The following is a 25,480-nucleotide window of genomic DNA, read 5'->3' on the forward strand; positions in this document are numbered from 1 at the left end:
TTAACCTTTAAGTAAATCAATAGCACTTTGCGCTATAGTTTTAGCACTTGTAAAAGCACTTACATTTGCCTGATAAGCTCTAGTGGCTTCAATTAAATCTGCCATTTCGATAACTGGATTAACATTAGGATAAGCTACATACCCCTCTGCATTAGCATCTGGATGAGAAGGATCGTATTTCATACGAAAATCTTTATCATCTCTTACAACTTTATCAACCACAACACTCATAATAGCAGGTTTGGCATCATTAGGAGAAGTTGGATCATTTAAAGGATTTTCATATTTTAAGAAATTATTATCTTTATTAATTTGTTCATTTAATAACTTATCAAAATCTGTCGCTTTAAAAATAACCTCTCTTCTTCTATAAGGCCCACCTTCTGCGGTCCTTGTTGTATTTGCATTAGCTATATTGGAACTAATGACATTCATTCTAAAGCGTTGAGCACTTAATCCATATCCGCTTATATCAAAATCACTTAAGTATGCCATAATTTTCCTTTAACTTAATTTAGAGCTTGCATCAATAATGGAGCTAAAAATATTACTTTGTCTTCTTAATACCCCATCAAGAGCTGTTATCATAACTGTATTTTTGCTCATTTCTGTAGTCTCTACATCAAGATCTACTGTATTTGCATCATTTCTTGCTAAATGTCCATCTCTTAAATAAATAGTTGATTTATTTGGATCTGGAAATTTCCAAGGTTTTTGATGTCCTTCTTCTGTTATTGCTAATTGTAATTCTTTGTTATCATTTTTCTTAAAAATTTCATTAGCACGGTTAACTAAAGCTGTTTCAAATTCAATATCTCTTGCTTTATAAAAAGGAGTATCAACATTTGCTAAATTAGAATTAATAAGTTGATTTCTTAAATTTCTACCAGCTAAAGCGCTTGCTACAAGCTCTTTTGATTTAAATGGTGAGATCATTTTCTTCCTTTTTATTTGATATTTTTAAATAATAAGCAAAAATTGTTCCATTATTTTTGTCTATTAATAGCATTATTATGATCCTTGATATTTGTGGTAAAGATATGTTTTTTTGTATTTTTATCTCTTACGAAATATAGATACTCACTTTTTATTGGGAAAATAGCAGCTTTAATAGCATTTAATGAAACATTGCAAACTGCATCTTCTGGAACCCCGCTAAATTTATAAGTATTATAAGAAGTATTATCTTGTTTTATTCTTTGAGGTGTTATTTTTTCGTGAGAATAAATTCCATAATTAAGTGTTCCATCCATTTGAAGTTTCATTCCTTTTTTAAGACGATTGTAAATAACACTTGAAACAATTGGCATTTCATCTTCACTAGCCGCCTCTTTTTGGATAATTGAAGCTATTATAATATATTGATGCCATTTTTTTGCATTATATTCCCCAAAAATTTTTTTAGAGATTTTTTGAAAATTATTTTCAGAATACTTTAATATAAAATTAATAAATAAAGATTCAGTAATTCCTTTAGGAATTTTATAAGTTTCTGGTATTAAAACTCCTTCTTTATAAGAGGCTTGTTTTTCAAATTCTTTTAAAAGTATAGTTTTGTTAAGATCTAATTGTTTAGCAACTTGATCTAAAAAAACAATTGTTGTTTCACCTGGTATTAAAGTGATAGTTTCAAGAGCAGCTTTAGATACGGTGAGTTTATATAAAAATTCAGCACGATTTAATTCTTTGTTTCCTATATTAATCCATCCAGATTGAGGATGACCTAAAAAAGATAAAATATATTTATCAATTATACTCATTTGATAATTATTCTGATTTAAATATGATATAATTTGTCCCACTGAGCCTTTGGGGATATAAACTACAGAATTACTTTTAAGCGGAAAAAGCAAGTAGTAAAAAATTCCAAAAATAATAAATAGAAAGAAGTAACGTATGAAGAAAAAAATACTATATTTTTTATTGACAATTTCTATATTAGTGATGTTATTATTTTTAGTTTTAAAAAACGGAATTTCCATATCAAGTATCCAATTTGATTTTTTAAAATTAGAGCAATTATATATTAAATTAGATAAAAAATTAATTGTAAGGGCAAAAAATATTAGTATTTATCAAAAATCAGACATTAATTCCCAAAAGCAAACCAATCAATTTGCCTCAGTTAAACTTTTAAGTCTTGCTGAGAATTTAAAATATTTTTATATTTTTATACAAGAAATAGATATTCGTAATTTAGTTTTTAAAGACTATCATTTGCAGATTTTATTTAAAAACAATGAATTTTTCATTAATAATAATTTATTTTTCTTAAAAACAACTTTACAAAAAGAAAAAAATAATATAAAAGTAAATATAGAAAAAATGCTTATTAAGGATTATAATTTAAGCATAGTTGGAAATTTAGATATTAATACTAAGAGCGAGTTTTATTTTTTTGATGCTAAAGCAAATTCTGATTTGATTAATTTTAATATAAATCTTTCTTATAAAAATGGCCAACTTGCTTATAATTTTAAAGAAATTAGTTTTAAAAATATTTTAGAGATTTTTAATAAGATTCAAAATAAAGTTCAACTTCCAGAAGATCTTATTTTATGGGTTGGAAATAGAGTAAAAGGGGAATTTTATTATTTAGATTATATTAAAGGTTTTATAGATTTTAATAAAAAAAGATATTATTTAGATAATATTGAAGCTTCAGGTTATGTTGATAAAGTTAAAATTAGTTTAGATGGCAAAATGGATCCAATTGAAATTCCAAAACTTAATTTAAGTTTAAATAAGCAAAAGCTTGATTTTAATTTTAAAAAAGCTAATTATAAACAAGCAGATTTAAGTGCAAGTAAAATTTATATTTATGATTTAATGGATGAAAATAAAGCAGGAATTTACTTACATATTATATCTAATAACTTAAAACTAGATCAAAAGCTCTGGAAAGCACTAGATTTTTATGATGTTAAAATACCATTTTTTCAAAAAGAAGGAAAAACAAAAACCGATTTTACTTTAGATCTTGGTTTTTATAAAGATCAAAGTTTGTTTGATGGAAAATTCATTATAGAAAATTCTATTTTAAATTTTTTGGATACAAATGTTAGTAAAGCTTTGCTTAAGATAAATAATAACACATTAAATATAGAAGAAGCTAATATCACAAATAAATTTTTAAAAGCAGATTTTAATGCTAGTATTGATTTAAATACAAAAATAGGTCAATTTAATACAAAAATAGGTCAATTTAGTGTGGAAAATAATATTTTTGATATAAAAAATGAAGATCTTATTATAGATCTTGATTTTACTCAAAACTGCAAAGTTTTTATCCCTAAGTGGCAATTAGATTTAGAAATTTCAGATAATTTAACAATCAATTTAAATAATCCTTCAATATTGGCTTTATATTCTCCTTTGCTTAAACAATTGGGTTTTAAAAATGCTCAAAGTGTTATTTATAGCGGAAGTGATTTTGATAATTTTAAAATAGAGATTAATAATGCTTCTTTTCAAAGTAATTTTTTAAATGGTAGCAATCCTTATCAAAATGATAGTTTTTATATAGAAAAAAAACAAAATACTATTTTTATTAACTCAAAAAGCGATTTAATTAGTGCAATATTAAGCGATAAAAATAAAGAAATTCATTTTAAAAATTTAACTTATATTTATAAAGAAGATAAAGAAAAATTTTTTAGTTTAGATTCTAATACTGAAAATATTTATTTTGGTGGAGCTAATTTTAATATTATTTTTAAAGATACTAATAATACTTTATCATTTGATCGCTTGGAAGCAAATCTTAATGAAAATACTTTAAACATTAAAGCTAATAAAAATGATACAAATTTAAATTTTGATTTTTCGCCAAATTATATAAATTTAAATATTAACAATATTAATGATGAGTTTTTAAATACTTTTCTTCAAAAGCAAGCCGTTTTACAAGGGGTTTTTGATTTAAATGTCACTGGTAGAAATTTTGAGGATTTTGAAGGACAATTTAAAATCAAAAATACTTTTATTAAAGATTTAAAAGGAACAAATCAGCTTATAAGTTTTATTGATACGGTTCCAAGTTTGCTTTTATTTAAAACTCCAACTTTTAATGAAAAGGGTCTTAGTGTAATTGATGGAGTAGTTGTTTTTGATCGCAAGAAGGATTTGTTTAGGGTTAAGGCAATTAGTTTAAATGGTGAAAGTGTTGATATTTTTGGAATTGGAAATATTAATTTGCGTTTAAAAAATATAGATTTAAATTTAGAACTTAAGACTTTAAAATCAGCCTCTAGTGTTATTTCTAAAGTTCCAATTATAAATTACGTTATTTTGGGTAAAAATCAAGAGATAAGCACTAATATCAAAGTAGATGGTTCTTTAGATAATCCTAATTTTCATACTCAAATTTTAGGAGATGTTGTAAAATCACCTTTTAATCTTATAAAAAATATTATTGAGTTACCAACAAATTTGTTTAAATAGTTTTAAAAATTCACCATTTGAAACAAATTGAAACAAAATTGCTGTTTTTTTATGAAAATTATTATATTTAATAAAATTAAAAATAAAATCAAATTAAAATATTTAAAAATTTTTATTTTATCAAGGAGCATAAATGAGCTTGATAGCACCGGAAAATACTCCAGTTTGGGTTGATGAAAAAAGATGTAAAGCTTGTAATATATGTGTAAGTTATTGTCCAGCAGGGGTTTTAGCAATGCGTGATGAGATTCATGCTGTTTTAGGTCAAATGATAGAAGTTGTATATCCTGAATCTTGTATAGGTTGTAGCGAGTGTGAAGTCCATTGTCCTGATTTTGCAATTATGGTAGCCAAAAAAAGTGAATTTCAATTTGCTAAATTAACACCACAAGCAAGAGATAGAGCAAAATTAATAAAAGATAACAATTATAAAAAATTAATATAGGAAGTAAGATGAGAGAAATTATAGCAACTGGAAATTCATTAATTGCAAAGGCTGCAATTGATTGTGGATGTAAATTTTTTGGAGGTTATCCTATTACCCCAAGCTCAGAAATAGCTCATGAGTTAAGTTATTTATTGCCAAAAAACAATGGAACCTTTATTCAAATGGAAGATGAAATTTCTGGTATTAGTGTAGCTATAGGTGCTTCAATGAGTGGAGTAAAAGCAATGACAGCAAGCAGTGGTCCTGGAATTTCTTTAAAATCAGAACAAATTGGCTATGCTTTTATTGCAGAAATTCCTTTAGTGATTGTAAATGTGATGAGAGGAGGTCCTTCTACTGGACTTCCAACAAGAGTAGCACAAGGAGATTTGTTTCAAGCAAAATCTCCAACTCACGGAGATTATGCAAGTATTGCTATTGCCCCTGCATCTTTAGAAGAATCTTATAGTGAAACTATTAGAGCTTTTAACTTAGCTGAAAAATTTATGACCCCTGTTTTTTTACTTATGGATGAAACTATTGGTCACATGAATGGCAAAGCAATACTTCCAGAATTAAAAGATTTAGAAATTATTAATCGTGCTAAATTTGAAGGAGATAAAAAAAACTATAAGCCTTATGCTGTAGGTGAAAACGAAAGTGCTATTTTAAATCCTTTTTTTACAGGTTATCGATATCACATTACTGGACTTCATCACGGAGATATAGGTTTTCCAACAGAAGATGGTGAGATTGTTAAAAAAAATATACAAAGACTTATAGGAAAAATCAAAAATCGCACTAATGAAATATGTTCTTATGAAGAATACTATCTTGATGATGCAGAATTTTTGATTATTGCTTATGGAAGTGTTTCTCGCTCTGTAAAAGAGGCTATTTTAAGATTAAGACAAGATGGAATAAAAGTAGGACTTTTTAGGCCTATAACTTTGTATCCTGTGGCAGAAAATAAAATCGAAAAAGTTGTTAAAAAATTTGAAAAAATTATGGTTTGCGAACTTAATATGGGTCAATATTTAGAAGAAATACAAAGAGTAAGCAAAAGAGATGATTTAATTTCATTACTTAAGGCTAATGGGCGTCCTATTACTCCAGATGAGATTATAGTTAAGGTAAAGGAGAATTTATAAAATGGCTTTTAATTATGATGAGTATTTAAGAGTAGATAAGCTTCCAACTCAATGGTGTTGGGGTTGTGGTGATGGTGTTATTTTAAAAAGTATTATTCGTGCTATAGAAAAAATTGGCTGGAGTATGGATGATGTTTGTCTAGTTTCTGGTATAGGATGTAGTGGTAGAACTAGTTCTTATGTTAATTGCAATACAGTCCATACAACTCATGGTAGAGCTATTGCTTATGCAACGGGTATTAAATTAGCAAATCCTAAAAAACACGTGATTGTAGTAAGTGGAGATGGTGATACTTTAGCTATCGGTGGAAATCACACTATACATGGTTGTAGAAGAAATATTGATATTACTCATATATTGATTAATAATTTTATTTATGGTCTAACAAATTCTCAAACCTCTCCAACTACTCCATTAGGTTTTTATACCGTTACAGCTCAATTTGGTAATATAGACCCTAATTTTGATGCTTGTGAGCTTACTAAAGCTGCTGGTGCTACATTTGTAGCAAGATCAAATGTAATAGAAATAAACAAACTTGAAAATATTATTTATAAAGCTTTAGAACATAAAGGTTATAGTTTTGTTGATATTTTTTCAAATTGTCATATTAATCTTGGACGTAAAAATAAAATGGGCGAAGCTGTTTCCATGCTTAATTGGATCAAAGAACGTTGCGTTGAAAAAACTAAATTTGAACAAATGGATCCTCAAGAAAGAAAAGATAAATTTCCAACAGGTATTTTATATCAAAATAAAGATTGTAGAGAATATTGTGAAGCTTATGAAGAAGTGCGTAAAGCAGCTCAAGAGGGAAGAATGGTAAATTTAGGAGCATTACAATGAAATTTCAGTTAAGATTCGGAGGTGAGGGTGGTCAAGGTGTTATTACTGCAGGAGAAATCTTAGCTAAAGCTGCAATTAAAAAAGGACTTTATGCTTTTAAGGCTTCAACTTATACTTCACAAGTGCGTGGAGGTCCTACAAAAGTTGATGTAATTATAGATGAGAGCGAAATTCTTTTTCCTTATGCCATAGAAGGAGAGATTGATTTTATGCTTTCTACTGCAAATAAAGGCTATAAAGGTTTTAAAGATGGAGTTAAAGATAATGGTATTATAGTAATTGAGCCTAACTTAGTTTATCCAGAGGAACAAGATTATAAAAAATGGCAAATTTTTAAAATTCCTATTATTAGTATTGCTAAAGATGAGGTAGGCAATGTTGCAACTCAATCTGTAATTGCATTAGCTATTGCTGCTTATATGAGCAAGTGTATTGATTTAAATATATTAAGAGAAATTATGCTTGAGATGGTGCCAGCTAAAACAAAAGAAGCTAATGCAAAAGCTTTTGATTTAGGTATTGAATACGCTAGTAGAGTGAAAAATTAATTTATGAGCTAAACTTTTATATTTAACTCTTTTTATAACATTCATAAAAAGAGTTAAAAATTATTTAATATTTTTTTATTATTATTTTGATTTAGCTACTTTTAACTATTAAAATTTTATAATCAATTGTTCTTAATTAAGGAAAATAATGGATATTTTTGATGAAATGTTAAATAAAACTCCTAAAGAAAAATTTATAGAAATTATTAAAAACGGAAATTTAGGAGCATTAGAAAAAACTTTTGATAATTTTTTTGCAGAACATATAGCAATGATAGAACTTTTAGAGCGCCAAAAGATAGATGATAGAGATATTAAAAAATTTATATTTGAAAATAATGAATTTATAAAAGAAAGACAAAACGATATTTTTATTGGTTTAAGTGCTGAAATTTTAGGATATGAAGGTTAAATTTGAAAAATATTTTTATATATTTTTTAATATGTTTTTTGTTAATTTTTAGTGTGCAAGATTTAAAAGCTTCTTTGCCAGTTTTTCAGCATACTTATAAATTTATTTTAAAAAAAGATGAAAGAGCAAGTGTAGAAATTCAAGAGCTTGGATATGAGGATAAAGTGCAAAATTTTGATTTTTACTGGACTTTATTTGATAATACAAATATTATAGTACATTCTAAATTTAGAAAATTTCCAAGGCAATTTACTATGTCTTTGCGTAGAAATTTAAATTGGGTTACTCAGACTTTAATTCCAGATTATACCAATCCTCATATTGATAGAGCACGTTTGATTTTAGAATTTAACTCTTATAACAAAGGTGAAGCTACTTTTGTGGTGTATATAGAGGATAAGGATGCGCGTTTAGCTGTTAAATTTTTAGATCCAAGAAAATTTCCTTTAAAAAATCCTCCACAGGATAATCAAGTTGTACCTATGATTAATTTTAATGAACCGCAAGTTAAACCTTTAACCAATCAAGAACAAAAATAAGGAAAAAAATTGCAAGAAATTGATAGTTTAATTCAAAATTATTTAAAAGATTTAGATTATACACCAGTTTTAGTAATGTTAGATAATATCAATACAGGGAAAAAACTTCGTTCAAAACTACTTTTAAATATAGCAGGGAAAAATGATATATCCTTTAAGCTTTGTGCTATTATAGAGCTTATACATTTAGCAAGTCTTTTGCACGATGATATAATTGATGAGGCAAAATTAAGACGAGGGGCACGTTCTATTAATGATAAATTTGGAGCTAAAAACGCTTTAATGCTCGGAGATATTTTATACTCTAAAGCTTTTTTTGAGCTTTCTAAAATAGATACTAATTTTGCACAAATAGTTTCTGATGCTGTGGTTAAATTATCTCTTGGTGAATTTATGGATATTAATTTAAGTCAAGAATTTAATATTGATGAGAATAAATACTTAAAGATGATTTATCACAAAACAGCTATTTTAATTGAGGCAAGTGCAAGATGTGGTGCTATAATAGCAAATTTATCTGAAGATGATTTTGCTATATATGGTAAAAATTTAGGTTTAGCATTTCAAATTATTGATGATATTTTAGATATTAAAAGTGATGAAAAAATACTTGGAAAACCTATAATGAACGACTTTAAAGAAGGGAAAACAACATTACCTTATATATATCTTTATAAAAAATTAAATGATGTTGATAAAAAAACGTTAATGAGCTTTTTTAAAAAAGAATTAAATAAGGATGAGATTACATGGGTAAAAGAACAAATGGTTAAAAATCAAATTCTAGAAGAGGTGTTTAATGAAGCTAGATCATATGGAGATCAAGCATTAAAAGCAATTGAAAATTATAATAAAACTTCTTTAAATGAAATTATTGATAATATGATAAGTAGGGAATTTTAATGCATTATTTTTGCGTCAGTTTTACGCATAAAAATACTGATATTTCTATAAGGGAGAAATTAAGCTTTAGTAATAATGCTAAAAAAGAGGAATTTCTTAGTATTATTTGTGCTAATGAAAATATAAAAGAGAGCTTAATTATCAGTACTTGCAATCGTATTGAAATTTTAGTTTTTGCTAAAAATAAAAATCAAATTGATAAATTTATAATCTCTTCCTTATCTTTATTTTGTAATATAGATTCTCAAACTCTTTTTGAAAAAGCAGATATTTATGAAGATACTGATGCAGTGCATCATCTTTTTGCCGTTGCCAGTTCTTTAGATAGTTTGGTTGTTGGAGAAACTCAAATTGTAAAACAACTTAAAGATGCATTTATTTTTGCACTTGAAAATAAATTTTGTTCAATACATCTTTCTAGAATAATGCATTTTTCTTTTAAGTGTGCTGCAAAGGTAAGAAATCAAACTCAAATTTCTAAAAACCCAATTTCTGTAGCATCTGTTTGTGTTGCAAAGGCTAAAGAATTCTTTGATTTAAGTCAAAAAAAAGCAATAGTAATTGGCGCAGGAGAAATGAGTGAGTTGGCATCTAGATATTTGATTTCTGCTGGAGCTAAAGTCATTATTTTAAATAGAGATTTAAAAAGAGCAAAAAGATTGTGCGAAGATTTAGGAAAATCAAGTCATTTTGATCATTTAAGTCAATTGTCTTCCTATATTAATAAATACGATTTATTTTTTTCTGCTACAAATGCAAGTAATGCAATTATAACAAAAGATTTGTTACAAGAAGTAGATTTTAAACGCTATTTTTTTGATATTGCTGTCCCAAGAGATATTGAACTTGAAGAAAATGATAAGATTAAAGTTTTTTCTGTAGATGATTTAGAAGAAGTTGTTAAAAAGAATTTAATTTCAAGAGAATATGAAGCTCAAGCAGCTTATAAAATTGTAAATGCAATGACAGATGAATTTTTTAAGTATTTAAATGATTTGGCTATTATGCCAGTTATTAAAGCTATACGTTTAGAAGCAAAAGAATGTGCTATTAAACAGCTTGAAATAGCACTTAATAAAGGTTATCTTAAAAAATCAGATTTTAAAGAGGCTCAAAAACTTATTCATCAAGTTTTTAAAGCTTTTTTACACACTCCAACTATAAATTTAAAGAAAATGCAAGGTAAAATTCAAAGCGATACTATAATTAATGCTATGCGCTATGTTTTTGATATAAAAAATGATTTAGAAGATTTAAATTTAAATCAATATAAATGTGAATTCAATACAAAGGAAGAGGATGAAATTTAGCAGACTTTATGCCCCTACAACAAAAGAAAATCCAAAAGATGCACTTTTGCCTAGCCATATTTTTTTAACACGTGCAGGTTTTATTGAGCAAATTGGAAGTGGTCTTTATAATTTTTTACCTTTAGGGAAAATGGTTTTAGAAAAAATTAAAACAATTATAAAAGAAGAAATGGATAAAGCAGGAGCGCAAGAATTAAGTCTTAGTTTTATTACTCCTTCAGATTTATGGAAAGAAAGTGGTAGGTATAATGTTTTTGGTAAAGAATTGTTAAGATTTAAAGATAGAAAAGAAAATGAATTTGTTTTAGGACCAACTCACGAAGAAGCAATACTTTCTTTAGTTAAAAACAAAATTACAAGCTATAAACAACTTCCTTTGCATCTTTATCAAATAGGATTAAAATTTAGAGATGAAGCAAGACCTAGATTTGGACTTTTAAGATGTCGTGAATTTTTAATGAAAGATGGTTATAGTTTTCATAGTAGCGAGAAAGATTTACAAGAAGAATTTGATTTAATGTATAAAACTTATAGTCAAATTTTTACAAGGCTTGGTTTTGATTTTCGCGTTGTAAATGCAGATAGCGGAGCTATTGGAGGAAGCGGATCTAAGGAGTTTATGGTTTTAACAGATAATGGTGAAGATGATATTTTGACTTGTCAAAATTGTACTTATGCTGCAAATATTGAGGTTGCCAAAAGAGCAAAAAAAGAATGTAAAGATGAAAGACCAGAAGCTAATTATGCAAGTAAATTTCATACGCCAAATATTAAAAGCATTAAAGAATTAGCTGATTTTTTTAAAATAAATGAATTTTATACTATTAAAGCTATTGCAAAAAAAGCTATTTATGAAAATGAAAGTAAAATTGTTGTGTTTTTTATACGAGGTTGTGATGAACTTCAAGAGGTAAAAGCTTTAAATGCTATCAATGCTTTAGAATTGCAAGATGCTAAAGAAGAAGAGCTTATTGAAGTAGGACTTTGTCCAGGATTTATTGGTTTTATCGGGCTTAAAGATATTGAATTTTACATAGATCAAGAACTTGAAAATGAAAAACAAATGATTATAGGAGCTAATGAAAAAGATTATCATTTAATAGGTATTGATGTTGTAAATTTAAATAAAAATCGTTTTAAAGATCTAGTAGAAGTAAAAGAAGGAGATTGCTGTATAGAGTGTGGCGCTAAATTAAAAAAAAGCAAAGGAATTGAAGTAGGTCATATTTTTAAACTAGGACAAAAGTACTCTAAATCTATGAATGCTAATTTTTTAGATGAAAATGGCAAAGCTCAAGCCTTTTATATGGGATGTTATGGCATAGGAGTAAGTCGTTTAGTTGCTGTGGCTATAGAAGCAAGTTATGATGATAAAGGTTGTATTTGGAATAAAATTTTAAGTCCTTTTGATTTGAGTATTATTATTTCAAATATAAAAGATGAAAAAGTAGTTGCATATGCTAATAATCTTTATGAAAATTTAAAAAAAGAAGGTATTAAAGTATTATTAGATGATAGAAATGAACGTTTTGGAGTTAAAATTAATGACTTTGAACTTATGGGATTTCCTTATGCTTTAGTTATAGGAAAAAATTTTGAAGAAAATAAGATTGAATTAATTCAAAGAAAAGGCTTAAAAAAAGAATTAATTGATGCTAATAAAGCTTTAGAACTTATAAAAAAGATAGTATTATGAAATTTAAATTAAGTTTAACCCCTTTAATTTTACTTGAAATATTTTTTACGATTTTATTTATTGTTGTTTTTGGTCTTGGTAATTTTTTAGCTTTTGTTTTAATTAGTATGGTTTGTGGTATTGTAATTTTGGGAATTTTTTGGAAGAATTTGCTTGAATTTCATATCGATAGTTTTAAAAATATGTTTATACAATTTTCTTTTGTGATTTCTGGTTTTTTACTCATTTTTCCAGGAATTTTAAGTAGTATTTTAGGAATCTTAATATTTATTTTTGGCATTTTGTTAAAAATAAGCACTAATACAAATTCATTTAAGGCTAATACAAAACAGAATTCGTGCAATGATGATATTATTGATGTTGAGATAATAGAGGATAATAAATGAAAGAATTAATTATTGCTACAAGAAAAAGTCAATTAGCTTTATGGCAAAGCGAATGGGTAAAATCATTTTTGGAAAAAGAACATAAAATTAAAGTTATACTAGAAGGTTTTAAAACAAAAGGAGATGTTTTGCTTGATTCTCCTTTGGCAAAAATAGGTGGTAAAGGACTTTTTACAAAAGAACTCGAGCAAAGTATGCTTGAACGAAAAGCACATTTAGCAGTTCATAGCTTAAAAGATGTGCCAAGTTTTTTTCCAAAAGGTTTAAAGCTTGTAGCAATTTCAAAAAGAGAAGAGAGTAATGATGCTATGCTTTCTCAAAAATATCCTACTTTAAATGATTTACCTCAAAATGCTAAAGTAGGAACAACAAGTTTAAGACGTAAAATGCAACTTTTGCTTTTAAGACCTGATTTAAATATTATTTCTTTAAGAGGTAATGTAAATTCTCGTATAGACAAATTAAAAAATGGCGAATTTGATGCAATCATTTTAGCTTTAGCTGGGATAAAAAGATTAAGATTAAATTCTTTAGTTAATTATATAAGCATTTTTTCAAAAGATGAAATGATACCTGCTGCTTCACAAGGTGCTTTAGGAATTGAAGCTCTTGATGTGCCTGAAATTATTTCTTTGCTTGATTGCTTAAATGATGAAAATTCATTTATAGAAACTACTATAGAAAGAGATTTTATTAGAGTTTTAGAAGGCGGATGTCAAGTTCCTATTGGAATTAATGCTGAGTTATTTCAAGATAAAATTCATATAAGAGCTATTTTAGGACTTCCTGATGCAAGTGAATATCTAAAAGAAGATTTTACAATCAATAAAAACGATTTTCAAAATGCAGGAGAAGAATTAGCTTTAAAATTTATTAAATTAGGAGCTAAAGATTTATTAAAAAGAGCAGAGGCAATGATATAATGAAAAATTTCATTAAAATTTTAAAACAAAATGATTTATTAAAAATTATAGAAGAACCCATAGATGTTGATCTTGAGATGGGATATATTGCTTATATAGAAGCTAAAAAACAAGAAGATGGTAAAGCTTTATTATTTACTCATCCTATAAGCAAAAAAGAAAATAAAAATTATAATTTCCCTGTTCTTATGAATACTTTTTGTAATGAAAAAGCTTTAAATTTAATTTTTTCACGTCCTTATTTGGAGGTAGCAGATGAAATTTCAAAGCTTTTAAAATTACATATCCCTACAAATCTAAAAGCAAAAATAGATTTTTTTAAGATTTTATTTTCCTTAAAAGATATTCCACCTAAAAGATTAAGTGCTAAACGTTCTAAATTTTCTTTTAAAACTTTAAATTCTTTAGAAGAACTTCCTATTTTGAAAACTTGGCAAAAAGATGCTTCTAAATTTATTACTATGGGCCAAGTTTATACCCAAAATGTAGATAAAACTCAAAATAATCTTGGAATGTATCGCTTGCAAGTAAGTGGCAAAAATGAACTTTTAATGCATTGGCAGATTCATAAAGATGGAGCACTTTTTTATCATGAGTATAAAAAAGCAGGTTTTAAAAAAATGCCAGTAAGCATTGCCATTGGTGGAGATCCTTTATATATTTGGTGTGCCCAAGCCCCTTTGCCAAAAGGGATTTTTGAACTTTTACTTTATGGTTTTATTAAAAAAACAAGAGCTTTGCTTACTCCTTGTGAAAATGGTATTTATGTTCCATATGATAGCGACTTTGTTATAGAAGGTTATGTAGATTTAGATGAGTTTAAACTCGAAGGTCCTTTTGGGGATCATACAGGTTTTTACACTCCACAAGAACTTTTTCCAGTAATGAAAGTTGAAAAAATTTATGCTAAAAAAGATGCTATTTATCAAGCCACTATAGTAGGAAAACCTCCTTTGGAAGATAAAATTATGGGACTTGGAACTGAGAGAATATTTTTGCCTTTATTGCAAACTAGTATTCCTGATTTAATTGATTATAAAATGCCAGAAAATGGTGTTTTTCATAATCTCATCTTAGCAAAGATTGATACAAAATATCCAGCTCATGCTAAACAAATTATGCACGCTTTTTGGGGTATAGGGCAAATGAGTTTTGTAAAACACGCTATTTTTGTGGATAAAGATGGTCCAGATTTAAATGATTATGATAATTTAATCCCTTATATTTTAAATCGATTTGATTGTCAAGATTTATTAATTAGCGAAGGAATTTGCGATCAATTAGATCATTCATCTCCTAATGCTTGTTTTGGGGGAAAAGCTGGACTTGATGCTACTGAAGAGAAGATAATACAAAGTTTGGAACTATTAGAAGATGAAGATTTAAAAGTACTATTTCAAACTAAGCTTGAAATTATTGATTTAAAACAATTTTATAAAGAGAGTAAAAATCCTATAGTATGTATTTTACTTGATAAAAAAGAAAGCATAAAAGAAAGTTTTGAAAAACTTTTAGATTTTAAAAAGCATTTTAGAATTTTAGTTTTTTTAGATAAAGAAAATCGGTTAGAAAATCCTTATATGCTAGTATGGAGAGTTGTTAATAATATAGATGCTAAAAGAGATATATATATAAAAGAAAAAGTAGTAGCTATAGATGCAAGTGCTAAAGGAAAAATGGAAGGCTATGAAAGAACTTGGCCTGAAGAAACTATTTGCTCCAAAGAAATTATTGATGATCTAATCTTACGTAAAATTTTAAAAAATGATACACAACTTTTCAAAAAATTTGAAATTTTTTAAATTTGAGAATACTTTTTGCTTGTAGTTTTGTAAGTTTATAAATTTCTATATAAACTATTAATTTTTTTTATTTAAATCCGATATGATGACAAAGCGAAAATTTTAAAAAGGATTTTAAAATGGAGGTAACTAAGCTTGCTAAAATGGATATATCAAATAATGTGAATATTCAAAGTCATCATAAAACCAATGAGGAAAATATTCAGAAAGTTCAAACAAATTCTGAATATTCTAAACAAACTCAACAAGAAGGTTTAAGTGAAAAATTATCAGAAATTACTAAAAATTTAAATGAGCAAATGGATTCGTTAAATACAAATATAAGATTTGCTTTTAATGATAAAATAGGCTCTATGTATATTAGTGTTACTGAAAAAAATACAGGAAGAGAAATCCGTCAAATTCCTAGTGAAGAAGCCATGAGATTGGCTGAATATTTTAGGGATGCGTTGGGATTAATTTATAATAAGGAGAGTTAAATGGCATTTGGAAGTTTATCTAGTTTAGGTTTTGGATCCGGAGTTTTAACACAAGATGTCATTGATAAATTAAAAGCAGCAGATGAGGCAAGTCGTATAAAACCATATACAACTAAAATTGAAGAAAATAACACTAAACAAAAAGATTTAACTGAGATTAAAACAAAACTCCTAAGTTTTCAAACAGCAGTTTCAGCTTTGGGTGATGCAACTGTTTTTGCAAAAAGAAAAGTAAATGCAAGTGTAACTACTAATCCTCCAGCTAGTTTAACAGCTGATAGTGGTGTAAGTTTGCAAAGTATGAAAATAAATGTAACCCAATTAGCTCAAAAAGATGTTTATCAAAGTAAAGGTCTTTCAAATGATAGTGGCTATGTTGATGCAAATTTAGATGGACAAGCTTCTTTTACTTTATTTCAAAATGGAAAACAATATACTATAACTTATGACAAGACTACGACTTATAAAGATTTGGCCGATAAGATTAATCAAGCAACAGATGGAAATATACAAGCTAAAATAGTTAACACCGGAGAAAAAGATGCTCCATATCGTCTTACTCTTTCAAGTAAAGAAACAGGCGAAGATAATGCGATTGGATTTTTTGATGGTTTCAAAAATGAAGATGGATTATATCAAGTTGATTCAAATGCTTCAAAACTTTTTTCAAATCTTGGCTGGGAACTTCATAAACCTTTATCTGATAGTAGTTCTGGTGATATTACTACCATAGATCCAAATAATTTTACAGGTTATGGTATAGTAGATGATCCTGATAATCCTTTACATATCCAAAAAGCCCAAAATGCAGAATTTACTTTAGATGGTGTTAAAATGATTCGTCAGAGTAATACAGTAACAGACTTGGGCGTTGGTATAACTTTGACTTTAAATTCAACCGGAGAGATTAATTTTGATATCCAGCAAGATAATGAATCTGTCATAAAGGCTATGAATGATCTTGTAGATAGCTATAATGACTTAATAGTTAATTTACAAGCAGCCACAGATTATAATAGTGAAACAGGAACAAAGGGAACTTTACAGGGTGTTACAGAAGTAAATAGTATAAGATCGACTATTATTTCAACACTTTTTGGAACTCAATCTGTTGATGGTTTTGTTGAAGATGCAAATGGTAATAAAATTCCTTCTAAGGTAATGGTTTCTTTGCAAGATTATGGACTTAGTTTAAGTGATTCTGGAACCTTGAGCTTTTCTCAATCAACTTTTGAAGAAAAAATGAATGAAGATCCAAGTTTTATTGAAAGTTTTTTTGCTGGTATTACTCAATACAAAGATATCAATTATACAGGTGATTTGGTAGAAACTAGCGATACAACTAAAACTTTATCAGAAAGCGAAAAAGAAATTAAATTTGAAAAAGGTAAATTTACTATAGTTTTTAACAATCAAACTTATGATTTATCAAAAACTAGAGACGGAAAAGATTTTGTTCTTACAGGTGATACCAAAGAAGAACAAATGCAAAATTTGGTTCAGCATATTAATAGTTTAAATATAGATGGATTAAATGTTAAACTTGAAGAAGTTAATAAAGATGGAAAACAAGGTGTTGTTATAAAATTTAGTAGTGATAATGGTTCTGATTTAACAATCAAAGGAGATGATGAATTTCTTAAACAATTTGGTTTAAAAAATACTACTGTAATTTCAGAGCCAGTTGAAGGACTTGGAGTTTTTGCACAGCTTAAAAGCAAGCTTCAAGGTATGACAGGAACTAATGGTTCTTTAACTAAGCTTGATGAAAGTTTAACTAATGAAACAAAATCATTAACAAAATCTAAAGAATCAACTCAATCTTTAATTGATTCAAAATATGAAACAATGCAAAATCAATTTTTGCAATATGAAAGTATTTTAAATAAATTAAATACACAGCTTAATACCATAACAAATATGATTAATGCCATGAATAATCAAAATAGTTAAGGAATATAAGATGCAAAATAATTTAGCCTATAATGCTTATTCTCAAAATCAAGTGGGGATAGAATCTCCACAAAAGCTCATTGAAATGCTTTATGAGGGAATTTTACGTTTTTGTGCAAGAATTAAATTTGCTATTAAAAATGAAGATATAGAACAAAGAGTTTATTATGTAAAAAGAGCTACGGCTATTTTTATAGAGCTTATTGATAATCTTGATTATGAAAAAGGTGGAGACGTAGCACATTATTTAAGTGGTCTTTATACAAGAGAGATTCAACTTTTATCTTTAGCAAATTTGGAAAATAATGAAGCAAGAGTAGATGAAGTAATCAATGTTGTAAAAGGTCTTTTAGAAGCTTGGAGAGATGTTCATAATAATGAAAACTTGGCTTGATAAATTTAAACTTGCTTTAATTGAAGAAAATATCAGTATTTTAGAAGAGCTTGTAGATAATTTTCCACGCAATATGGATAATGAAAAACTAATAGAAGTTAAAGCTTTAACCGAAGAAGCAATAAGGCTTATTATCAGCAAAAAAGATATAGCCGCTAAAGAAATTCATAAATTTAAAAGAGCTTTAGAATATACTAAAGCATAGCTATAAGCCGAGTTCTGTCTTGAATGCTCATTTATCTAGTTTTGTTTTTACAAACAAAATCAAGCGAAGGGTCCAACTAAAGACTTAAACCATCCCTTCTTGCTGCGAATTGGGTTTACAAAGCCGAAATTATTACTAAAATCGCTGGTAAGCTCTTACCTCACCTTTTCACCTTTTCCACTTAGTGGTAGTTTGTTTTCTGTTGCACTTTCCCTTAGGTTGCCCTAGCCATCTGTTAGATGGAATTCTTGTCTTTTGCAGCTCGGACTTTCCTCTTCATTAAAATAATAATGAAGCGAGCATTTGCTATGCTTTGTATAATTTTAACTAAAATTTCTTGTTTTGAAAATAAATTTTTTATAAGTATATAAAATAAAATTTGATAAAATAAAATTTATTTTTCATATAAGGAATGATTATGGCATCTTATTCGATGGGTGATTTAAAAAAAGGCTTAAAGATTGAAATTGATGGTATTCCTTTTAAGATAGTAGAATATCAGCATGTAAAACCAGGTAAAGGTCCTGCTTTTGTACGCATAAAAATAAAATCTTTTATTGATGGTAAAGTCCTTGAAAAGACTTTTCATGCGGGAGATAAGTGCGAAGCTCCAAATTTAGAGAATAAAAAAATGCAATATCTTTATGATGACGGTGAAAATTGTCAGTTTATGGATACTGAAACTTATGAGCAAGTAGCTATCACAGAAGATGATGTGGGTGAAGCTAAAAAATGGCTTTTAGATGGTATGATGGTAGAAGTTTTATTTCATAATGGCAAGGCAATTGGTGTTGAAGTTCCTCAAGTTGTAGAGTTAAAAATCATAGAAACAGCACCTAATTTTAAAGGTGATACTCAAGGTTCTAATAAAAAACCAGCTACTTTAGAAACAGGTGCCGTTGTTCAAATTCCTTTTCATGTTTTAGAAGGAGAGATAATTAGAGTGGATACCACAAGAGGTGAATACATAGAAAAAGCAAGCAAATAGCATTTTTATGCTATTTTGCAAGTTTTAATATTAAGTCCAAAACCTTTAAGTCCTATAAAATCTTTATCATGGCTTTGTGATATTAAATTTATTTCTTCTATCCCAAAATATCTAAGAATTTGTGCTCCAATTCCATAGTTTTTAACCTGAGTTGCTTGTGTTTTTTCTCCTTGCATAAAAACTATAAGGCCACCATTTTGATATAAAAATTCTATTTGTTTTAATAATGTAGAAAATTTATCAGAAGTAAGGAGTTCAAAGTCGCTTCCGCTTGAATGAAATTTTACATTTTCAATTTTTTGTGGCTCTTTAAAAGAAAAAACAATATGTGTAATGCCATTATGATCTTTAAATTCGTATTTTTGTGCTGCAAAACCTGCAAGAGAACTAGAACTTTGATTGATTAATTCAATTAAACTTTCATTTTTTAACCGATATTCTATCAGATCAGAAACTGTGATCATGTTTAGATTATGTTTTTGACAAAATTCTTCTAAATCAGTACGTCTTGCCATATCTCCATCATCTTTAACAATTTCACAAATTACACAAGCTTCTTTAAGTCCTGCTAAACGACATAAATCAACACTACCTTCAGTATGTCCAGTGCGTTCTAATACTCCACCATTTTTAGCTACTAAAGGATTTATATGCCCTGGACGAACAAAACTCTGTGCTGTTGCATTTTCATCTGTTAAAAGTTTTATAGTCATGTTTCTTTCATGGGCGCTAACTCCAGTTGTTGCTTCTTTTGCATCAATGGTTATAGTAAAAGCTGTTTCGTGATTGGAAGTATTATTTGGAACCATTAAAGGAAGTTCAAATTTTTTGGCTAGTTTTTCACTTAAAGCAACGCATACAACCCCTCTTGCTTCTTTTATAGTAAAATTTACTTTTTCTTTTGAGCTAAATTCGGCTGGAAAAATAATATCTCCTTCGTTTTCTCTATCTTCTGCATCTACCATTACAAGCATTTTTCCTGCTTTTAGATCTTCAATAGCTTGTTCTATGCTTATAAAATTCATTTAAATCCTTAAGTTTTTTAAAAAATTATAGCTTTATTTACTTGACAAATCAATTAAATTTAATTATAATTTTGGCTTTTAATGGGGTATCGCCAAGCGGTAAGGCAACAGGTTTTGGTCCTGTCATTCAGGGGTTCGAATCCCTTTACCCCATCCATTTTTTAAGATCGCGAAGTAGAGCAGTGGTTAGCTCGTCGGGCTCATAACCCGAAGGTCGGGAGTTCAAATCTCCCCTTCGCAACCAGAGATATTATTTTTTATTCTTTTTAATTTTCTTTACTTCTTTTTACTTATCTATAAAATAGGCTTTTCATAGATGTTTAATTTTTTTAGATTATTTTTAATTTATTATATTTGCAAATATTTTTTATTGACTTTATTATTGACCTAGCTGACCTTATTGGTCTAAAGGAATAAAAGTGTTAAATGATACAAAATAAAAGCTTTAAAAGCTAAAGATAAAAAATATTATATTGCTGATTTGATAATTTGCTTATTTGTGTTTATCTAATGATAAAAAAACGTTTAACTATAAATGCTTTAAAACTTTAAATTATAAAAAGCAACTTTAGGTGAATATCCTGCTTTAAGTCTTTAAAATGCAAGAAAAGAAAAAGATAATTTAAAAATCAATTTAGCCCAAAATGATAGCATAAGAGAAAAATCTCAAACAACATTTAAAGAACTGGCATTAGAAAAAATAAAACTTTAAAAAATAGAATTAAGCGAAAAAAGCTATATGATTTATTTGCAAAGATTTGCTTTTGTATTATATTAGATAAATTACAAATTAAAGATATTTTAAAAAGTTTTGAGAAATTTAGAAAAGAGAATATAAAAGAAGGTACTGATAAATTTTTTCTCTTTTAAATGAAATTTTTAAATATGATGTTATAAAAGAATATATCAAAAATATCTTAATATAATTACGCTTTAAATTTAAAAAATTATCCTGTGAAGCATTAGGCTGACCATATTGATGAGATTGCTAATTTAAATTAGCAAGTCCAAAATATTTTTTATAAAATTTTTCAATATCTTCTTTAGAATATAATTCTGAATAATTTCTATACTACTTAAACTCTCTAAATTTACCCTTTATTCAAAAACTAATGATAAGTTGGATCTATACAGATCTTATGAGAATGGATGAAAGACTTGTAAAACTTACTCAAATAAGAAATGATGAATTAAGAAATATTTATAAAAAAAGGAAAATAATGAAAAATGATTTAAAAAGAGTATGTGTAAAACCTTATGATAAAGATAGGTTTGAAGTAGTTGATGATTATGCTTTTTCTTTACCAAGCTTTAACGGTGTTATACCTAAGGGTTTTAAAACTGATGGAGCAAGTATTCCTAGAATTTTTTGGAGTATTTATCCACCTTTTAAAAGTGAGTATTTTAGTGCTTGTGTAATACACGATTTTTTATGCATAAAAGCAAGAAGTAAGAATGATTATATGTTAGCCAATAAGGTTTTAAAAGAGGCAATGCAAGCTTTAGAAATAAATGAATTTAAAATTTTTATTTTTTATCACTCTTGTAATTTGTTTCATAAAATTAAATGTTTAATAAAGGGGATAAAATGAGTTTGAAGTATTAAAATGAAGTATAGCATTGGGAAATTAAATAAAGAATTATAAACAATACTAGAAGAATATACAACAAGTACTTGCGTTATAGGAAAATTTAGAGTTTTTGATGATAAAGAAAATATACTTTTAGATTGCTTTTCCTTAGAAGAAGATAAAGAAGGCTTAGAAAGAGAGCAAGATTTAAGAGTTCTTGCTGGAATTTATAATCTTAAAAGACACAAGACTTCAAGTTTTAACGATAAAGGTAAAAAAGAAGTAGCAGGGGTTAAAGTTTTAAAAGATGATGATAGCATTATTAATATTTTTAATAATGATGTTCCTTTTGATAGACACATTCTTATACATTGGGGTAACACTGATAAAGATACCAAAGGTTGTATTTTACTAGGTTTAACTAAGTCTAATGATAATGAAAGCATAGGTTCAAGTAGATTAGCTTGTAAAAAATTTTATGATTTGGTGTATCATCAAGATTTAAGCAATATTAAGCTTGAAATAATTAACGAGTTAAACTAGTCAATGAATTTTTTATTTCAATATAAAAGCTATATTTTCATAGGAATACTTATTATCTCTATGGTATTTTTAAGTTTTAATCTTAAATTAACTAAGCAAGAATTAGAAACGACTAAAAATAATCTAAATCTTGCTTTAGAAGCTAATAATGAAAATTTAAAAAAACTAAAAGAGATAAATAAAATACATAAAGCACAACTACAAGCTATAAGCAATGCAAATAATGAAAAAGAGCAAATAAGAGAAAAGGTGAAATATGTTAAAGAATACATTTATAAAAGCAATGAAAATAACCTTACTAAGCTTTTTAACGATGTTATTGATAGGTTGTGGGAGCACAACGCAACAAGTGGTAACAAAAATTGAAATTCAAAAGGTTAAAATACCTAAAGAATTGCTAAGTTTAAGCCCATTGAAAAACCTAAATGTCAAATGATATAGAATAAAAACTTTAAAATTTAATAAAATATTGTATTATATTGTATAATTTATTTTTTTCTGTTTGTCTTTTCTGGACCAATAAATTAAAGACTATAATTTTATTTAGCTTAGGGTTAATTTTCTAAAAGATAATAAGGATCATCTAGTAATTTTTTTAAAGTATTTGTTAGATAAGATTTAGAATCTATATTTATTATACAAGAATTTCCAAATTTTTCTTTTTTAAAATTATTAGAATTTTTTAATATCTTTATTTGTTTATAAACATCAAGATTTGAATTTGTATTTAGATTCCTTACATAGTATTTTATGTTTTTTTGAGAAATATTTCCCAACTCATCAATGATTTTTCCGCTAAAATTTTTAAAATATCTATAAGGTACTTTTGCTTTTTCTTCTATGAAATGTGTAAAAGTATAACCATTGATTTCTGATCCAAGAAGTATAATTTTTCCATTCATTTTATAAAGCGTATCATAAACACTGTTTTCTCCAAAGCAACTTGAATGATCTTTTAAAAATTCTTTTTGCTCTTTTCCTTTTATAGCAAAAGAAAAAATAGGATCATTGTTCCTTGTTGCTCCTTCATAGAATCTGAAAAACTCATTTAAAATTCCTACTTTACATTTGGAGTTTAATTTGTCATAATTTTCATTTTTGCAGAAACTATAAGTAAAAGTAGGCATTATAAGAGTTTCAGTTTCTCCTAAAATTTCTAGAAAAGCTTTAATATAAGTATTAAGGTATTCTTTTTTGGAAAGCAAAGGAAAACCAAAATTAAAGAGTTCGGTATGTATGCAAAGTACGTCACCTTTTTTAATGCCTAATTTTTCTAAGGTAATAAGTAAATCATTTAAGGTATAGTTTTTATCAGCTCTTAAAAAAGTATCCATTTTACTTCTTTTATTATTTTTGAGGACTTATTATATAAGATTTTGATAAATATGATATCCAAAAAATAAATAATTAAATATATCCAGTGCTTAAAGCTATAAAATATCCAGCTACACAAGAACTAAATACACCCAAAAGTCCAGGTATAATAAAGCTATGATTGATTACAAATTTACCTATATGAGTTGTTCCTGATCTATCAAATTGTATAGTTGCTAAATCACTTGGATAAGTAGGCAAAATATAATATCCATAGCAAGCTGCTGCAAAGGCTATGATTATACCTGGTTCTACGCCTATATTTAAAGCTAGTGGAACAAAAGCTGAAATAGCTGCTGCTTGAGAATTAACAAATTTTGAAATCAATAAAAGCATAATTGCATAAGTATAAGGATAATCTTTAACTATGTTTCCAAGTATTTCTTTCATCATTGGAGTGTGGATAGCAAACATAGTATCAGCCATCCAAGAGATTCCAAAAACTGCTACCATGGCAATCATACCAGATTTAAAAATTTCATTTGATGCAATTTTTTTAGTTTCTGTTTTGGTAAAAATAATTATCAAAGATCCAGCTAAAAGCATAAACATTTGTATAACAGATACCATAGATAAAATGTCTAATTTTGGATTTCCTAAACTATCAAATTGAGGGATATTATTTTTTACAATTTGTCCCCAATTTGGACGTAGAAAATCAAAAATTCCAAGCAAGGCAACACAAACAATAGCACCTAAAAAAATCCACATTGCCAACCAATTGTCTTTTGAAAGTTTTTCATTTAGTAAAGTTTTAGTATTTCCATAAACGTAATTTTTAAATTCTTCATTTTTAAGTTTATTTTGAAATTTTTCATCTCTATCTAAATCTTTACCTCTAAACCATGAAAAAATTCCCACACACAAAACCCCAAAAAGCGTACTAGGTATTGTAATTTGAAGCAAATTGATATACCCATCAAAACCTGCTAATTTATGATTTGAATTTAATAAAAGCGCAGTAAGTGAGACAACAGCAACAGAAACTGGGCTTGCTATAATTCCCATTTGAGAAGAGATTGAAGCTGCTGCCATAGGGCGTTCTGGACGAATATTATTTTTAATGGCTATATCATAAATGATTGGCATTATAGTATAAACAACATGACCTGTTCCGCAAAGTATAGTTAAAAAGCAGGTTATAAAAGGTGCAAGTATAGTTAAAAATTTGGGATTACGTCTTAAAATACGTTCTGCAATTTGAAGCATCACATCAAGTCCTCCACTAGCCTGCAGTGTTGCACTTGCAATAACTACTGCTAAAATTGTTAGCATTACATCAATAGCAGGTTTTCCTGGCTTTATATGAAAAGCAAAAACAAGCATTAAAATTCCTATTCCACCTAGTAATCCAAGTGCTATACCTCCTTTTTTGGCTCCATAAAAAAGACAAGCAAGAACTATAATAATTTGAATTAGAAATTGAACGCCTTCGCTAAGATTGGTTAAAAATTCCATTTTATTGCCTTTAATTTTTATTAATACTAATAAAATATTATATTAATAAAAATTAAATATATCTTATTAAAATATAAAAATATTTTTTATTTTAAGTTATTTT

General features: G+C 27.2%; 27 protein-coding genes, 2 tRNA genes and 1 other RNA gene. 23 read left to right on the plus strand and 7 right to left on the minus strand.

The window, feature by feature from the left end:
- From flgC to mltG, 3 genes are read right to left on the minus strand one after another with little or no spacing between them, the layout of a single operon-like run.
- Positions 1–495: a flagellar basal body rod protein FlgC gene (gene flgC / locus GQV94_RS03790; protein WP_200169657.1), complete on the minus strand. Its 495-nt coding sequence runs from the start codon at positions 493–495 to the stop codon at positions 1–3.
- A 9-nt stretch (positions 496–504) separates the two neighbouring features.
- Positions 505–936 (minus strand): flagellar basal body rod protein FlgB, encoded by a 432-nt coding sequence (gene flgB, locus GQV94_RS03795; protein ID WP_200169659.1) that lies wholly within the window; start codon positions 934–936, stop codon positions 505–507.
- A gap of 50 nt (positions 937–986) precedes the next feature.
- Positions 987–1,982, minus strand: a complete 996-nt coding sequence (gene mltG / locus GQV94_RS03800; RefSeq protein ID WP_200169661.1) for an endolytic transglycosylase MltG — start codon at positions 1,980–1,982, stop codon at positions 987–989.
- Between mltG and GQV94_RS03805 the strand changes: the two genes are divergently transcribed.
- The 17 genes from GQV94_RS03805 to GQV94_RS03885 all read left to right on the plus strand — a co-directional run bounded on the left by GQV94_RS03805 (position 1,897) and on the right by GQV94_RS03885 (position 18,418).
- Entirely contained in the window at positions 1,897–4,443 is a 2,547-nt protein-coding gene (locus GQV94_RS03805; RefSeq protein ID WP_200169664.1) for a YhdP family protein, read from the plus strand. The genes mltG and GQV94_RS03805 overlap by 86 nt on opposite strands.
- 133 nt (positions 4,444–4,576) lie before the next feature.
- On the plus strand, positions 4,577–4,888 hold the full coding sequence (locus tag GQV94_RS03810; protein ID WP_200169666.1) for a 4Fe-4S binding protein: 312 nt from the start codon (positions 4,577–4,579) through the stop codon (positions 4,886–4,888).
- Between the two features lie 8 nt (positions 4,889–4,896).
- Positions 4,897–6,021 (plus strand): 2-oxoglutarate synthase subunit alpha, encoded by a 1,125-nt coding sequence (locus GQV94_RS03815; protein ID WP_200169668.1) that lies wholly within the window; start codon positions 4,897–4,899, stop codon positions 6,019–6,021.
- A gap of 1 nt (position 6,022) precedes the next feature.
- Positions 6,023–6,868 (plus strand): 2-oxoglutarate ferredoxin oxidoreductase subunit beta, encoded by an 846-nt coding sequence (locus tag GQV94_RS03820; RefSeq protein WP_200169669.1) that lies wholly within the window; start codon positions 6,023–6,025, stop codon positions 6,866–6,868.
- Complete coding sequence (locus tag GQV94_RS03825) at positions 6,865–7,416, plus strand: 2-oxoacid:acceptor oxidoreductase family protein (protein ID WP_200169671.1); 552 nt, start codon at positions 6,865–6,867, stop codon at positions 7,414–7,416. Before GQV94_RS03820 ends, GQV94_RS03825 begins: the two co-directional genes overlap by 4 nt.
- A 148-nt stretch (positions 7,417–7,564) precedes the next feature.
- Complete coding sequence (locus GQV94_RS03830) at positions 7,565–7,828, plus strand: DUF2018 family protein (protein WP_200169673.1); 264 nt, start codon at positions 7,565–7,567, stop codon at positions 7,826–7,828.
- A gap of 17 nt (positions 7,829–7,845) precedes the next feature.
- Entirely contained in the window at positions 7,846–8,367 is a 522-nt protein-coding gene (locus tag GQV94_RS03835; protein WP_373563798.1) for an exporting protein, read from the plus strand.
- 9 nt (positions 8,368–8,376) lie between these two features.
- On the plus strand, positions 8,377–9,270 hold the full coding sequence (locus tag GQV94_RS03840) for a polyprenyl synthetase family protein (protein WP_200169675.1): 894 nt from the start codon (positions 8,377–8,379) through the stop codon (positions 9,268–9,270).
- A complete protein-coding gene (hemA, locus tag GQV94_RS03845) occupies positions 9,270–10,580 on the plus strand; it encodes a glutamyl-tRNA reductase (RefSeq protein WP_200169677.1) in 1,311 nt (436 codons plus the stop codon). Before GQV94_RS03840 ends, hemA begins: the two co-directional genes overlap by 1 nt.
- The gene (locus GQV94_RS03850) at positions 10,570–12,276 is read left to right on the plus strand and encodes a proline--tRNA ligase (protein WP_200169679.1); all 1,707 of its coding nucleotides are present in this window, start codon (positions 10,570–10,572) and stop codon (positions 12,274–12,276) included. Before hemA ends, GQV94_RS03850 begins: the two co-directional genes overlap by 11 nt.
- Positions 12,273–12,662: an integral memnbrane protein gene (locus GQV94_RS03855; RefSeq protein WP_200169681.1), complete on the plus strand. Its 390-nt coding sequence runs from the start codon at positions 12,273–12,275 to the stop codon at positions 12,660–12,662. Before GQV94_RS03850 ends, GQV94_RS03855 begins: the two co-directional genes overlap by 4 nt.
- Complete coding sequence (gene hemC, locus GQV94_RS03860) at positions 12,659–13,585, plus strand: hydroxymethylbilane synthase (protein WP_200169683.1); 927 nt, start codon at positions 12,659–12,661, stop codon at positions 13,583–13,585. Before GQV94_RS03855 ends, hemC begins: the two co-directional genes overlap by 4 nt.
- The gene (locus tag GQV94_RS03865; RefSeq protein ID WP_200169685.1) at positions 13,585–15,387 is read left to right on the plus strand and encodes a menaquinone biosynthesis decarboxylase; all 1,803 of its coding nucleotides are present in this window, start codon (positions 13,585–13,587) and stop codon (positions 15,385–15,387) included. The genes hemC and GQV94_RS03865 overlap by 1 nt, the downstream gene beginning before the upstream one ends.
- 119 nt (positions 15,388–15,506) lie before the next feature.
- Entirely contained in the window at positions 15,507–15,866 is a 360-nt protein-coding gene (locus tag GQV94_RS03870) for a FlaG family protein (RefSeq protein ID WP_200169687.1), read from the plus strand.
- Positions 15,867–17,819: a flagellar filament capping protein FliD gene (gene fliD, locus GQV94_RS03875; RefSeq protein ID WP_200169689.1), complete on the plus strand. Its 1,953-nt coding sequence runs from the start codon at positions 15,867–15,869 to the stop codon at positions 17,817–17,819.
- A 10-nt stretch (positions 17,820–17,829) separates the two neighbouring features.
- Positions 17,830–18,213 carry a flagellar export chaperone FliS gene (gene fliS / locus GQV94_RS03880; protein WP_200169691.1) on the plus strand — a complete coding sequence of 128 codons (384 nt, stop codon included), beginning with the start codon at positions 17,830–17,832 and terminating at the stop codon, positions 18,211–18,213.
- On the plus strand, positions 18,197–18,418 hold the full coding sequence (locus GQV94_RS03885) for a hypothetical protein (protein ID WP_200169692.1): 222 nt from the start codon (positions 18,197–18,199) through the stop codon (positions 18,416–18,418). The genes fliS and GQV94_RS03885 overlap by 17 nt, the downstream gene beginning before the upstream one ends.
- Here GQV94_RS03885 and rnpB read toward each other — a convergent pair.
- Positions 18,406–18,733: RNase P RNA component class A (gene rnpB / locus GQV94_RS03890), an RNA gene on the minus strand. The genes GQV94_RS03885 and rnpB overlap by 13 nt on opposite strands.
- A 103-nt stretch (positions 18,734–18,836) precedes the next feature.
- Between rnpB and efp the strand changes: the two genes are divergently transcribed.
- Entirely contained in the window at positions 18,837–19,406 is a 570-nt protein-coding gene (efp, locus tag GQV94_RS03895) for an elongation factor P (protein ID WP_200169694.1), read from the plus strand.
- A gap of 5 nt (positions 19,407–19,411) precedes the next feature.
- Here the strand turns inward: efp and GQV94_RS03900 are convergent, their stop codons facing one another.
- Entirely contained in the window at positions 19,412–20,431 is a 1,020-nt protein-coding gene (locus GQV94_RS03900; protein ID WP_200169696.1) for a bifunctional 3,4-dihydroxy-2-butanone 4-phosphate synthase/GTP cyclohydrolase II, read from the minus strand.
- A gap of 82 nt (positions 20,432–20,513) precedes the next feature.
- On the opposite strand from GQV94_RS03900, the gene GQV94_RS03905 reads away from it, so the two are divergent.
- The 5 genes from GQV94_RS03905 to GQV94_RS03925 all read left to right on the plus strand — a co-directional run bounded on the left by GQV94_RS03905 (position 20,514) and on the right by GQV94_RS03925 (position 22,911).
- A tRNA-Gln gene (locus GQV94_RS03905) sits at positions 20,514–20,588 on the plus strand.
- 11 nt (positions 20,589–20,599) lie between these two features.
- Positions 20,600–20,675, plus strand: a tRNA-Met gene (locus GQV94_RS03910).
- A gap of 973 nt (positions 20,676–21,648) precedes the next feature.
- Entirely contained in the window at positions 21,649–22,023 is a 375-nt protein-coding gene (locus tag GQV94_RS03915) for a DUF1353 domain-containing protein (RefSeq protein WP_200169740.1), read from the plus strand.
- Positions 22,024–22,080: 57 nt separating this feature from the next.
- The gene (locus tag GQV94_RS07780) at positions 22,081–22,545 is read left to right on the plus strand and encodes a DUF5675 family protein (protein WP_325099503.1); all 465 of its coding nucleotides are present in this window, start codon (positions 22,081–22,083) and stop codon (positions 22,543–22,545) included.
- Positions 22,546–22,548: 3 nt separating this feature from the next.
- Positions 22,549–22,911, plus strand: coding sequence for a hypothetical protein (locus tag GQV94_RS03925; RefSeq protein ID WP_200169745.1), 363 nt, complete (start codon positions 22,549–22,551; stop codon positions 22,909–22,911).
- Positions 22,912–23,099: 188 nt separating this feature from the next.
- On the opposite strand, the gene GQV94_RS03930 is transcribed toward GQV94_RS03925, so the two are convergent.
- Both GQV94_RS03930 and GQV94_RS03935 read right to left on the minus strand, forming a co-directional pair.
- Positions 23,100–23,879: an AAC(3) family N-acetyltransferase gene (locus GQV94_RS03930; RefSeq protein WP_200169700.1), complete on the minus strand. Its 780-nt coding sequence runs from the start codon at positions 23,877–23,879 to the stop codon at positions 23,100–23,102.
- A gap of 73 nt (positions 23,880–23,952) precedes the next feature.
- Positions 23,953–25,377 (minus strand): anaerobic C4-dicarboxylate transporter, encoded by a 1,425-nt coding sequence (locus GQV94_RS03935; protein ID WP_200169702.1) that lies wholly within the window; start codon positions 25,375–25,377, stop codon positions 23,953–23,955.
- Positions 25,378–25,480: the final 103 nt, after the last annotated feature.

The organism is Campylobacter sp. TTU_617, assembly GCF_016599045.1.
GTDB lineage: Bacteria > Campylobacterota > Campylobacteria > Campylobacterales > Campylobacteraceae > Campylobacter_D.